Annotated in this window: 11 protein-coding genes; 3 read left to right on the forward strand and 8 right to left on the reverse strand. The window is 69.8% G+C overall.

Features of this window, described 5'->3' with window-relative positions; all coding sequences use genetic code 11:
• Positions 1-35 precede the first annotated feature (35 nt).
• On the forward strand, positions 36-1,022 hold the full coding sequence (locus AB0M01_RS16395) for an EamA family transporter (protein WP_363670026.1): 987 nt from the start codon (positions 36-38) through the stop codon (positions 1,020-1,022).
• A 543-nt stretch (positions 1,023-1,565) separates the two neighbouring features.
• On the forward strand, positions 1,566-2,162 hold the full coding sequence (locus AB0M01_RS16400) for a hypothetical protein (protein ID WP_363670028.1): 597 nt from the start codon (positions 1,566-1,568) through the stop codon (positions 2,160-2,162).
• A gap of 126 nt (positions 2,163-2,288) precedes the next feature.
• Here AB0M01_RS16400 and AB0M01_RS16405 read toward each other — a convergent pair whose 3' ends face one another.
• From AB0M01_RS16405 to AB0M01_RS16425, 5 genes are all read right to left on the reverse strand, one after another.
• Positions 2,289-2,999 (reverse strand): SDR family NAD(P)-dependent oxidoreductase, encoded by a 711-nt coding sequence (locus tag AB0M01_RS16405; protein ID WP_363670030.1) that lies wholly within the window; start codon positions 2,997-2,999, stop codon positions 2,289-2,291.
• 18 nt (positions 3,000-3,017) lie between these two features.
• Positions 3,018-4,097 (reverse strand): histidinol-phosphate transaminase, encoded by a 1,080-nt coding sequence (hisC, locus tag AB0M01_RS16410; RefSeq protein WP_363670032.1) that lies wholly within the window; start codon positions 4,095-4,097, stop codon positions 3,018-3,020.
• Positions 4,098-4,174: 77 nt separating this feature from the next.
• The gene (locus AB0M01_RS16415; protein ID WP_363670034.1) at positions 4,175-5,047 is read right to left on the reverse strand and encodes an arginine deiminase-related protein; all 873 of its coding nucleotides are present in this window, start codon (positions 5,045-5,047) and stop codon (positions 4,175-4,177) included.
• Between the two features lie 398 nt (positions 5,048-5,445).
• Positions 5,446-6,045 carry a PEGA domain-containing protein gene (locus AB0M01_RS16420; protein WP_363670036.1) on the reverse strand — a complete coding sequence of 200 codons (600 nt, stop codon included), beginning with the start codon at positions 6,043-6,045 and terminating at the stop codon, positions 5,446-5,448.
• Between the two features lie 24 nt (positions 6,046-6,069).
• Positions 6,070-7,677: a phage tail tip lysozyme gene (locus AB0M01_RS16425; protein WP_363670038.1), complete on the reverse strand. Its 1,608-nt coding sequence runs from the start codon at positions 7,675-7,677 to the stop codon at positions 6,070-6,072.
• A gap of 170 nt (positions 7,678-7,847) precedes the next feature.
• Between AB0M01_RS16425 and AB0M01_RS16430 the strand changes: the two genes are divergently transcribed.
• A complete protein-coding gene (locus AB0M01_RS16430) occupies positions 7,848-8,516 on the forward strand; it encodes a GntR family transcriptional regulator (RefSeq protein WP_363670040.1) in 669 nt (222 codons plus the stop codon).
• Between the two features lie 22 nt (positions 8,517-8,538).
• Here AB0M01_RS16430 and AB0M01_RS16435 read toward each other — a convergent pair whose 3' ends face one another.
• Genes AB0M01_RS16435 through AB0M01_RS16445 form a run of 3 tightly spaced genes read right to left on the reverse strand, consistent with a single transcriptional unit; the run spans position 8,539 to position 12,586 of the window.
• Positions 8,539-10,602: a hypothetical protein gene (locus AB0M01_RS16435; RefSeq protein ID WP_363670042.1), complete on the reverse strand. Its 2,064-nt coding sequence runs from the start codon at positions 10,600-10,602 to the stop codon at positions 8,539-8,541.
• Positions 10,599-11,810 carry an enolase C-terminal domain-like protein gene (locus tag AB0M01_RS16440; protein WP_363670044.1) on the reverse strand — a complete coding sequence of 404 codons (1,212 nt, stop codon included), beginning with the start codon at positions 11,808-11,810 and terminating at the stop codon, positions 10,599-10,601. The genes AB0M01_RS16435 and AB0M01_RS16440 overlap by 4 nt, the downstream gene beginning before the upstream one ends.
• On the reverse strand, positions 11,807-12,586 hold the full coding sequence (locus AB0M01_RS16445; protein WP_363670046.1) for an SDR family oxidoreductase: 780 nt from the start codon (positions 12,584-12,586) through the stop codon (positions 11,807-11,809). The genes AB0M01_RS16440 and AB0M01_RS16445 overlap by 4 nt, the downstream gene beginning before the upstream one ends.
• Between the last annotated feature and the right edge of the window lie 10 nt (positions 12,587-12,596).

Below are 12,596 nucleotides of genomic sequence, written 5' to 3' on the forward strand. Positions count from 1 at the left end.
ACTGTCTTGCAGTTTGACTGGTTACAAGGAGTCCGATGACCGCCACCGTCACCGCGCCCGCGGGCGCGCGCACCGCGTCCACCGCGATGATCTGGTCGGCGCTCGCCGTCGTGTACGTGGTCTGGGGCTCGACGTACCTGGCGATCCGGATCGTGGTCGAGGCCGAGATCCCGCCGATGCTCGGGATGGCCTCCCGCTTCCTCGCCGCCGCGCTGCTGCTCGCCACCTTCCTCACGCTGCGCTCCGGCGCGCGCCGGCTGAAGGTCACCGGGCGCGAGCTGCTCGGCTCCGGCGTCGTCGGACTGTTGCTGCTCGCGTTCGGCAACGGCGCGGTCGCCGTCGCCGAGCAGACCGTCCCGTCCGGGCTCGCGGCGCTGCTCGTGGCCGCCGTACCGCTGTGGCTGATGCTGCTGCGCGTCGGCGGCGGGGAGCGGCCGCGACTGCTGACCTGGATCGGCGTACTGATCGGCTTCGGCGGCGCCGCGCTGCTGTCGGTGTCCGGCGGTGACACGTCGGCGAAGCCGCTGTCCGTGGCGATCCTCGTGCTCGGCACGATCAGCTGGGCGGTCGGCTCCCGCTTCTCCCCGCGGCTCGGGCTGCCGCGCGACCCGCTGGTCGCGACGACGTACGAGATGGCCATCGGCGGTACGGCGATGATCCTGATCGGGATCCTCCGCGGCGAGCCCGGCCGGCTGCACCTCGGGGCGGTCGACACCGAGGGGTGGCTCGCGCTCGCGTACCTGGTCGTGTTCGGCTCGCTGCTCGCGTACACGGCGTACTCGTACCTGCTGGCCAACGCGCCGATCTCGCTGATCGGCACCTACGCGTACGTGAACCCGGCGGTGGCGGTGTTCCTCGGCTGGCTGATCCTGAGCGAGCACGTGACCACGACGATCCTGATCGGCGGCGCGGTGGTGGTGCTCGGGGTCGCGCTGGTGGTGACCGCCGAGCGGCGGCCGGCGACGGCCTCGGTCGCGGCGAAGGCGCCGGCGAGCGGCGCCGGGGCTCCCCCGGCGGAGTAGACCACTTCGCGCGCGCGGGGACGCGCGCGGGGGAGAAATAGGAAAGACCCGGGCTCCCATGGGGTGCCCGGGTCTCCCACCGCTGCCGATGCGCGCGGCAGCGGGTCCAGAGTCACCGGCCGCGCGCTGTGCCCCGAAAAAACACGGCGCGAACTCCGGTAATAGTGCGACGACATACCGATTCATCATGGTATTGCCGATTCGACGGCCACCGAGCCCACCGAAATCTCCATGAATCACCGGGCGATCCGTCTCCCGCGATGACACAACGAGGAAATCGGGGATCGGTTACGCGATCGCCCGGAACTCGCGGGAACGACTTTCCCGCCCCGGCAGGCAAACCCGCTGCGGCCTCAGTTACCGGCAAGTTCGCAGGTCAGAGGCCGGTTGTTGCGGCGTCAGGGATCTACTGGTCTGCCGCCTGGAAAGTTCCGGCTGTCATCCATCCGAAACAAATCTCGACGAAAAAGTTTGTAACTGGCGTACCCAGGCGTCGTTACCCACTAAGACGAATCCGTCAAACCCGAAAGGAAACCTCGCATAATGCAGGTAACACGCAAGATCGCCGCTGCTGCGGCCGTGGCGACCGTCGCCACGCTGGGCCTGGCCACCGTCGTCAGCGCGAACATGATCGACGACACCAAGGCCAACAGCGGCCTTGCTGACACCGTCTCCGCGGCCTCCAAGGGCTACGGCGCCAAGGGTGCCCACAAGTGGTACGGCGTTGACCGCGACGGCGGCCTGATCGCCATCGACGACAACAAGGTCGGCCCGTTCCAGGCCTGCGACAACTTCGTCCCGGTCAACGCCGTGGGCGTCCAGGTTCCGGTCAAGGACATCGTCGGCATCGTCGGCCTCGGCAACGACGGCAGCTCGGCCACCGCGGTGAAGACCTGCGAGCAGGAGGTCGGCCAGAACGACCACCACGGCAAGTGGTACCGCGCCGGCGACGACGGCCTGATCTCGGTCTCCGACAACAAGGTCGGCCCGTTCCAGGTCTGCCACAACGACGTCCCGGTCAACGCTGTCGGCGTTCAGGTCCCGGTTTCGGACCTCGCCGGTGTGCTGGGTCTCGGCAACGACGCGGACGCCGTCGAGTCGCTGAAGACCTGCGAGCAGGAAGTCGGCCAGAACAACTGACCCTCCCTGGTCAGTGATGCAGGACCCGAACCCGTCGCCTCGGTGGGGCGACTGACTCGGTAGCAACACAACGAACGGCCCTGAGAAGAAAGCCTCACTCCTTCTCAGGGCCGTTCTTCGTTGTCCTCAGAGCGTCCGCAGATCCACCACGGCCCCGCTCGGCAACTCGCGGTCGAACAGCCCCCAGATCCCCTTCGCGGCATCCTCCGGCGTGACCAGCCCGCCGGTCCGGTCCAGCTCCCGGAACCGCTCCACCGCCGGGAACGCGCCCTGGTCCACCTTCCGGATCTCCCCCTGCATCGCCGTGTCCACCACCCCCGGCGCCACCGCCACCACCCGGCACCCGTTCGGCTCCAGCCCCACGGTCCGCACCCAGTGGTCGACCGCAGCCTTCCCAGCGCCGTACGCCGACCACCCGGCGTACGCCTTCGTCGCCGCGCCCGAGGTCAGCATCACCAGGTGCTTCTCGCACTCGAGCCCCGCCACAGCCCGCAGAAACCCCTGCCCCAGCACCTGAGGCGCCGCCGAGTCCAACAAGACGGCCCGCGCGTACGCCTCCGCGTCGACCACCCCAGCGGTCCCGATCGGCACCACCGTCCCCGCGTTGTGCACGAACACCACGCGCTCCCCGTCGAACCCCTCCAGCACCTCGGCGAAGTGCCGCTCGACCCGCGCCCACTCCCCCGGCTCCGCCAGATCCACCGCGAAGTGCTCGGCAGACCCACCCCGCCGCGACAGATCGATCACCCGCGCACCAGCCCACGGCACGGTCGCCGCGAGGGCAGCCCCGATCCCCGCGGAGGCTCCTGAGATCCAGACCAGCGTTTGTCGGCTCACGCCGTCAACGTACCGACCTCACTTCTTCCAGGCGCGGGCCACCTGGAGGAACAGGTCGTTGGCCTCGGGTTCGCCGATGGTGACCCGGGCGCCTTCGCCGGGGAAGGGGCGGACGGAGACGCCTTCGGCCTGGACGGCCTCGGCGAAGGGGACGGTGTCCTCGCCGAGCGGCATCCAGACGAAGTTGGCGTGGGTCTCGGGGACGTCCCAGCCGGCCGACTGGAGCTCGCCGACGACGCGGCGGCGTTCGTGGCACAGGGTCTCGACGCGGTCGAGGAGCTCCTGCTCGGCGCGCAGGGAGGCGATCGCGGCCGACTGCGCGACCTGGCTGACGCCGAAGGGCAGCGCGCACTTGCGGATCGCGGCGACCACCGGCGGGTGGCCGATCGCGTAGCCGACGCGGAAGCCGGCCAAGCCGTACGCCTTGGAGAACGTGCGCAGGACGACCACGTTCGGGCGCTCGCGGTACAGCTCGGCGCCGTCGACGACCTCGGGATCGCGGACGAACTCGCGGTACGCCTCGTCGATCACCACCAGCACGTTCGGCGGCACCACGTCCAGGAACGCGAGCAGCTCGTCACGGCGTACGACGGGACCGGTCGGGTTGTTCGGCGTACAGACCAGGACGACCCGGGTCCGGTCGGTGATGGCGGCTTCCATCGCCTTGAAGTCGTGCCGGGCGTCCTCGGTCAGCGGCACCCGGACCGACGTCGCGCCGGTCAGCTGGACCGCGATCGGGTACGCCTCGAAGGACCGCCACGCGTAGATCACCTCGTCGCCGGCCGCGCAGGCCGCCTGCAGCAGGTGGTAGAGCACCGCCACCGACCCGGTCCCGACCGCGAGATCACCGACCGGTACGCCGAACCGCTCCGACAGCGCCTCGAGCAGGTCGACCGCACCCATGTCCGGGTACCGGTTCATGTCGCCGGCCGCGGCCGTCGCCGCGGCGAGCACGCCCGGCAGCGGCGGGTACGGGTTCTCGTTGCTGGACAGCTTGTACGTCGGGCGGCCGTCGGTGCGCTCCGGCGGACGGCCCGGCTTGTAAGCCGCGACGTCGTCCAGGCAGGGGCGGAAGCGGACCTCATCCTGTGCGGTCATGTCGGCAGGTTAAAGCCAACTTCTCCGGCGTAGAAGAGTTCATTTGCCGACTGTACAAACTGTCCAGCGATCGAGGACTACTCCGGCAGGATGACCTCTCCACCGGCGACCGTAATACCAGAAAGGTCGAAATCGAGCGGGTTCGTCATGCACCGCGCCGAGCCGCCGCCCTTGTGGAACTCGGACAGGTCGAGCACCACCACGCGCAGCCCGAGACCGGTCAGGATCTCCCGCAGCCGCGGCGAGCAGTCCGGCATCAGGATCGTCTCGCCGACCACGACGGAGTTGCCGCTGAACGCGAACGCCTCCTCGTCGGTGAGCACGATCGGGTCCGGCACGATCGCCGCCAGCGCGACCCGGCTGGGCTCGTCGAAGGCCGGCGGGTAGACCATCGCGTGGGTGCTGTCGACCGGGCAGAACGGCAGGTCGAGGTGGTACATGCCCTCGTGCGCGATCCGCAGGCCGCGGACCCGGACGTTCCACTCCGTCGCCAGGTGCTTGAGCGCGAGCGGCTCGGAGCGGTGCCCGTAGCCGACGACGAGAGCGTCGCCGAAGACGAACGCGTCACCGGACTCGAAGTGCGGGCCGACACCGTCGGCACCGGTCCGGCCGAGGTCGAACCCGTTGCCGGTGAACCACTCGGCGGCCGACAGCGACTCCTTGCGGCGCGGCTCGAACCGCATGTGGGACAGCATCGCCCGGCCGTCGGCGGTGGCCAGCCCGACGTTCATCGCGTACACCATGTCCGGCGAGTCCGGCCGCTGCTCGAGCACCTCGACGGTGCCGCCCGCGTCGACGACGGCCTGGCGCAGCGACTCCCACTGCTTGCTCGCCAGCTCCGGGTCGGGCTGGTCCTGGGTCGACATGTACGGGTTGATCACGTAGTCGATCCGGTAGTGGTCCGGGCGGACCATCAGGTTCCGGCGACCCCACCCCAGCGGCTGACCCATTGACGCACCTCTTCGCACTCGATCGACGGATCCTCTGATTGTCCGACAATCAGTCAGTGTGCAGATCGAGTGGTGCCGCGTCAATCCCGGTTCGTGGTGGGGGTTGGGGTGGGTGCGTTGATCCTGGTGGGTGGGGGGAGGGTTGTGCGGGCGCCGCCGCGGGGGTGAGGTTGGCGGCTCAGTGCGGTGGGTCTTGGGTTTTAGGCTCGTCGGGTGGGGAGTGCTGGGGGTGAGGTGCTGGGGATTTCGCGCACCACTTGTTGGCTCGGCGGTGGGGAGTGCGTTGTTCGGCGCCGCGGAAGGCGTTGTTCGGCGGTGGGGAGTGCGTTGTTCGTCGCCGCGGAAGGCGTTGTTCGGCGGTGGGGAGTGCGTTGTTCGTCGGTGGTGAGCGCCTTGTTCTAGCGGTAGACGATCTCCAGCGTGTTGATGTCCAGGCCCAGGCCCTTGATCCACTGGAGGAACTTCGTCTTGCCCTCGGCGTCCGACAGTTTCACGTAGAACGCGAGGACCTCGGGGTTGTCGGGCTCGCGCTTCGAGATGCCCTGGTTGACGTCGAAGCCGGGGCCGACGTACGGGAGCTCCCGGAGCAGCGGGTACTTGGCTTCGAGGCGGTCGGTGAGCTCCTGGTAGCGGCGGCCTGAGTCGCCCTCGGCCTCGCGGGCCTGGTCGGGGTGGTCCTTCTCCCAGGCCCGGCCCTCGGCGCTGTTCGAGAACAGGTAGACCCGGACCGAGGTGTCGTCGCGGACGTCGATGGTCTGGCTGTAGGACTTGAAGCCGCTGCGCTCGCCGACCAGGGTGTGCTTGCCTTCCTTCAGTTTCACCTCGCCGTTCGCGGCGACCGGCGAGCCGTCGACGGTCAGGGTCAGGTCGTTCGGGACCGAGCGCACGGTGACGGTGTGCTCGGGCGCACCACGGAACAAGAGGAATCCTCCGATCAGTACGAGCACGATCAGCACCACCGCGCCGCCCACCACCAGGCTCCGGGGTTTCTCTTCCATCGGCGCTTCGACTCCCTACTCGAGTTACTTGATCCGGGCGACCGTGTACTTGCCGTTGCTGTCGGACAGCACGGTCTGCGACGGCTGCGGAACCCGCCCGGCGCCGGACCCGGTCTCGAGCGAGGCGGACATCGCGGTCCAGGTCTTGCCGTCCGGGTCCTTGAACGGACCGGTGTAGATGAAGGTGTGGCCGTCGTTGACCAGGATGTCCCCGGGTTTCAGCTGGCCGAGGTCGGTGAAGTCGTCGAACGTCTGGAACTTCGACGACCCCTTCACGTAGTCGCGCTGGCTGCCGGTCCCGCGCTTGAAGTAGTCCGGGTCCACCCCGCTCATCCGCATCACGGTCGCGACGAAGACGCCGCAGTCGGTGTACGGGTAGTAGTCGGTGGCGCCGTTGTACTTCGGCATCGCGTCCTGGTACTCCGGCTTGGCGTCCTCCTTGTTCGGACCCCGGGACTCGTCGCGGTCGGGCCAGGCCAGCAGCATCGCGGTCTGCACGATGTTGCCGTTCCCCGCGCCGCAGCCGCCGCTGGCACCGTCCGTCCCGCCGGCGGCACCGGGCGCGTTGCTGAAGTGGTCGAACACCTGCTGGGCGGCGGTCTTGCGCTGCGCGTAGCGCGGGTTGCTCAGGTCGTCGGAGCCGGCGAAGCGCTCGAAGTACCGGCCGAAGGCGACCGCGGCGTCGGCGACCGACTTGGTCTCCTTCAGCTGCCGGCCGGCCTCGCCCTCGGCCAGCGGCGGGTCGCCGTCGAGCTGCTTCTTCAGGAACTCCAGCTGCCACTCCAGCGACTCGACCTTGGCCTCGTCGCCGTTGGTGGCGGCCAGCGACGGCCGGATCATCTTGCCGGCCGGGGTCCACTGCACGATGCCCCAGCCGAGGCTGCTGTCGACCGCGGCCTTGGCGTGGGTGACCTGACCGGACGGCGTGTTCTGCAGCCGGGCCGGCTCCACGCTGGACTCGTGGATCATGTTGCCGACGATGCCGGCGGCCTGCTCCTTGCTGTACCCGTTCGCGGTGAAGTAGTTGAAGGCCTTCTGCTGGTTGTTCGTCCCGACCAGCGGACCGCCGCACCCGCAGCCTCCGGACGACGTGCTGTCCTCGCCGAGCTGGTCGGTCGGGTCCTGCGGCTGCAGGTCGCCGCCGCCGTTCTCCCCGCCGCGGATCCGCAGCTCGAAGTGCAGGTGCTCGCCGTCCTCGCCCGGGTCGTCCTCGTCGCCCTCGCCGGACTTGCCGATCTCCTGGCCGCGGGTGACCTTGTCACCGACCCGGACCGCCTTGGACTCGAAGAACTGGTACCAGGTCTGCACCGCGTCGTCGCTGTGCTTGATCTTGATCCAGTCGCCGGAGGTGTCGACCACCTCACCGTCCTCGGCGGCCATCACCTTGCTGCCCTTGTCGACGTCGAAGTCGAGGCCGGTGTGCTTCGGATCGCCGTCGTCCCAGCCCTGGGACGCCTCGTGCTCCTCGGTCGGCCAGCCGAACGCGCTGCCGCTGGTCGACGACGGCGTACACGCCGAGGCCTCGCCGACCGAGCCCAGGGTGACGAACAGCATCGTCACCACGATGATCAGCGGGAGGACGAGCGCGAGCCCGACGACACTGAGGCCGGGCAGTGCCCCCTTACCCTCCATCGCGTCCTCCTGGTCGATCAGCGGCTCTCCGGGCGGAGAGTGGGCGGGCCGATTTCGCCTGACCACAGACTGCCCGAAAACCGGCTCATCATGTCGCGAGTTGTCCACAGGTAGGCCCGCAGCCGGGTGCCGCGCGCGACAACGGCCCCTGACTGGACGAGAATCCTCCCATGTACGAACGGCTGCGAGTTGATCGCTCGACCACGGTGGACCGGGTCGTGGACGCGCTCCGCGCCGCGCTGTTCGCCGGCGACCTCGAACCCGGTACGCCGCTGCGCGAGCAGCCGCTGGCCGAGGCGCTCGGCGTCGCCCGGAGCACCGTCCGCGAGGCGATGACGATGCTGGTCACCGAGGGCCTGGCGGTCCGCGAGCCGAACAAGGGCGTCAGCGTCGCGATCCTGCACCCGGCCGCGGTCGCCGACATCTGCCGGGCCCGGTTCGTGCTGGAGTCGGCCGGCATCAAGGCCTGGTACGACGCCGACGAGGCGGCCCGCGAGCAGGTCCGGGCGGCGATGCGGGAGTTCGCCGCGACCGCCAAGGACGGCGCCGACCCCGAAGCGATGACCGAGACGCATCTGGCGATCCACCGCAGCCTGGTCGCGCTGACCGGGAGCGAGCGGCTGATCGCGACCGCGGACTCGATCACCGGTGAGGCGCGGCTCGCGCTGGCCCGGGTGGACGCGCTGCGGCAGGACGCGAAGCAGCAGGTCGCGTCCCACCGCAAACTCATCCGGCTGCTGGAGAAGGGCGAGCTCGACGAGTGCGTCGAGGAGTTGCGCAGGCATCTGGCGGGAGCCGAGGAGTCCCTGCTGGAAGCCATCGCGATGCCGCACAGCTGATCGCCTCCCGCCGACTTGAAGGTCAGGGTGTGGGGAGCGCGCCCTCCGCGGTGACGGTGTAGGTGTGCGCACCGACCTTGAGGCCGACCAGGCGGGCTTCCGGGTCGAGGGTGGTCAGTTGCGGGTTCGCAGTGACGGTGCCGTCGAGGGCGATCTCCAGACCGAAGACACCTTCGAGGATCAGGCTGACCCAGGAGCCGGACGACGAGCAGGACCAGTCGATCAGGTACGGGAACTGCGGCGGCGACTTGCGTGCGCCGCCGGCCATCGCCGGGACGGCCTCCTCCACGAAGTGCGCCTGGCCGCACGGTCCCTGGTTCGCCGTCTTCGCCAGACCCGGGAGCCAGTCCAGCGCGACGTCGCCGCGGCCCAGCGCGAACAACGCCCGCCCGGCGTCCGCGGGCCACGCCGGGTACGCGCCGTTCCACTGGTGGTCGGGCCGCAGGCTGAAGGCGGCGTCCGCGTCGTACGGCGACAGCGCCCGCATCCAGGTCGGCGTCTGCAGCTCCCGCTGGAAGAAGTCGACCATCTCGGCCCGCTGCGTCTCGGACAGGTCGTCGGCCATCGTCGTACCGACGATGTTGAAGTCGTAGCAGTGCCGGACCGGGAACAGGGTGCCGTCCGGCTGCCGGGCGTGCCAGAAGCCGGCGCCCTCGATGTACAGCTCGTTGACGTGCCCGGCCTGCTCGTCGGCCTCCTTGCGCAGCAGCTCGGCCTGGTCGCTGGAGCCGTCCCGTTCTGCGACCTCGGCGGCCACCCGCAGGCACCAGACGTTCGCCGCGTTGAAGCTGGCGACCTCGTGGATGTAGCTGCTGACGCACTCCATCAGGTTGTCGATACCGCCGTAGTCGGCGAGTGCGTGGTCCTTGCGCAGTCCGCGCCACGCCGTCGCCCAGTCGTGCAGGTGCTCCGCGACCGGCTTGCGGGCGGTCTCGCGACCGACCGGCGCGGCCAGGAAGTCACCGTCCCCGGTGAACCGCACGTAGTCGCGGACCAGCCGGGTCATCGCGAAGTCGTTGACCGAGTACCAGTAGCCGACCGGTCCACCGGTCAGCCACTCGGTCCCGAAGTGCGCGTGGGTGTCGAGGTCGATCCAGTGCTCGATGTGCCGCCGCATCGGCTCGGGGTCGAGCAGCGCGTGGGTCAGCGAGGAGAGGCTGTAGTCCCAGATGAACGTCGTGGTCTGCCAGTACCGCGGCATCAACGTGTCGTACGTCCGGCCCAGCACGCTCGCCGGGTTGTCCCGGCGGAACCAGATCACCCCGAGCACACCCCACCAGTACAGCTTGCGCAGCGCCTCGTTCGACGTCTCCAGGATCGGCAACGATCCGCTGAACCCGTCACCTGCCGGGTCGAACGCGTCAGCCAGCGCCTTGTCCCACAGCTGCTCGGCCGCAGCCAGCACCGCCGGTACGTCGGCCACGCAGGCGTCGTAGTGCTCAGCTGCCTCGGCGGCGGTTCCGGTGAGGACGTGCACGTACCCCAGCCGCGCCTGGCCGGCGGAGTCGAGCGTCAGTGTCGTCTCGATCACCGACTGCCCACGCACCTCCCCCGGCCCGTCGAACCCCTGCAGGCTCACCGCCGACGCCGACTCACCGGTGCCCAGCAGCGCGACCCGGCCCTCGGAAGCGGCCAGCGTGTTCGGCTCCGACGGCGGCTCCGGGCGCAACCAGCCGCTCGGCGAGCGGGTCGCCGTACTGGCGAGCGCCAGCCCGATCCGCACCTCCCGTCCAGGCGTGCCCTCGATCTCGAGCTGTACGACGACCGCCGGGCGCCCCGGCGCACAGGCCGTCGTGGTGCGCAGCGACAGCCCGTCGACCGTCGTCGAGCGCACCACGTGATCGGGCCGCCAGACCACCTCGACCTGACCGCCGTACGAGCGGGCCAGCCGGCCGTCGACGTACAGCTGACCGGTGATGCAGTCGCCGTGCGAGTACGGCGGGAAGTTGACGCTGCGCACGGCGAACACGTCCAGGTCGACCTGCGCGGTGCCGAGGAAGTTGGTCAGCCCCGGCGGGTTGAACATGTCGTCGTAGCTGTGGACGAGAACGTCGCTGGCGAGATCACCTGAGCGGGGGATGGTCATACGGAAGCCCAATCGGTGTTCGGGAGCAGGGGGTACCAGCCCGGCCTGGCCGGGTCGCGGTCGTACGGGTAGGGGCCGAGCTCGCGGAACAGCTCGGCGTACTCGGCGAGCTTGTCGCGGTCCAGCTCGACGCCCAGACCGGGTCCGTCCGGTACGGCGATCGCGCCGTCGGCGTACGGAAGCTTGCCGCCGGCAATGATGTCGTCGCGCAGGTGGTGGTAGTGCGCGTCCGCGGCGAAGGCCAGGTTCGGTACGACGGCGCCGAGCTGCAGCATGGTGGACAGCTGGATGCCCAGCTCGCCCGACGAGTGCACGGCCACGCCGAGCTGGAAGGTCTCGCAGACCCCGGCGGCCTTGACGCACGGGCGGATGCCACCCCAGAAGGTGGTGTCGAGCAGGATCACGTCGACCGCGGGGTCGCGGACGTTCGCGGCCAGCTGCTCGAAGTTCACCACCACGGTGTTGGTGGCCAGCGGGATCGGCGTCTTGTCCCGGACCCGCCGCATCCCGTTCATCCCCCAGGTCGGGTCCTCGAGGTAGTCGTTGTCGAGATCCTCGATCCCGTGAGCGAAGCGGAGCGCCTCCTCGACGCTGAAGGCGCCGTTCGGGTCGAACCGGACGCGGTGCCCGGGGAACGCCTCGGCCAGCGCCCGGAAGCACTCGCGCTCGTAGTCCGGCGGGAAGACGCCGCCCTTGAGCTTGTGCACGCTGAAGCCGTGCTCGTCGACCAGCGCCCGCGCGTGCTTGACCAACTGCTCCGGCGTACTGATCTCGCCGGTGCCGTCCTCGGCCGCGTGGCGGAAGAACAGGTAGCTCGCGAACGGCACCTTCTCCCGGACCTTGCCGCCGAGCAGCTCGTGCACGGGCACGCCGAGGTGCCGGCCCTGCAGGTCGAGACATGCGAACTCGATGGCCGCCAGCAACTGGGTGCGGTTGTTGTAGAGGCTCGCCGTCGGGTTGGCCAGCATCCAGCGCAGCGCCTCGGTGCGCGCCGGATCGTGCCCGACCAGGTACTGCTTCAGCCCGGTGATGGCGTCCTCGGCACTCTGCCCGCCGCCGCCCATCTCGCCGAGGCCGATCAGCCCGTTGTCGGCCTCGACCTCGACCACGGTCCGGACGAACCGTCCCCAGTGCGCGCCGTTGCTGTGCCGCAACGGTGCTTCGAGCGGCACGGTCACCGTGGTCGCCCGGATGTCGACGATCTTCACTTGGTCTCCTCCGGCAGTACGACGGCCAGCCCGGCGGTCAGCCCGCCGTCGACCTTCACGTCGGCCCCGGTGACGAAGGCCGCCGCCGGGGAGGTGAGGAAATGGATGACCTCGGCAACTTCCCCGGGGGTCGCCACCCGGCCGAGCGGGTGCGAACGGCCCCACTCGGCGACCACCTCGTCGGTGGACCGTCCGCCGGAGAACTCCGCGGCCGCCGAACGCAGCATCGGTGTGTCCACCGAGCCCGGGCAGACCGCGTTGACCCGGATGCCGTCGGCGGCGTGGTCCACAGCCATCGCGCGGACGAGTGAGAGCAGGGCGCCCTTGCCCATCGAGTACGCCGCCACGCCGTGCTGCGCGGCGTACGCCTGGACGGAGGAGACGACCACGACGCTGCCGCCGCGCGACAGCAGCGGGACGAAGGACCGGCAGGCGAAGAAGACACCGCCGACGTTGATGGTCATCACGTCGTCGTACACCGTGTCCGGCGTCTCGACGACCGTGCCGTAGCGCTGTACGCCGGCCGCGCAGACGAGGGCGGACAAGGGTTCTCCACCGAGTGCTGCCGAGACCTGCCCGGCCGCGGCGGCCAGGGCATCCCGGTCGCCGACGTCGACGGTCAGAGCGTTGACCTGGTCGCCCAGCTCGGCCCGCAGAGCGGCCAGGGCCTCGGTGTCCCGGTCGAGCACGAAGACTCGTGCTCCTGCTGCGACGAAGCGCTCGACAGCGCCCCGCCCGATGCCGGCTGCACCACCGGTCACCACCACCTGTGACATCTGAGGATCC

The sequence above is a fragment of the Kribbella sp. NPDC051770 genome, from assembly GCF_040681455.1.
Taxonomy (GTDB): Bacteria; Actinomycetota; Actinomycetes; order Propionibacteriales; family Kribbellaceae; genus Kribbella.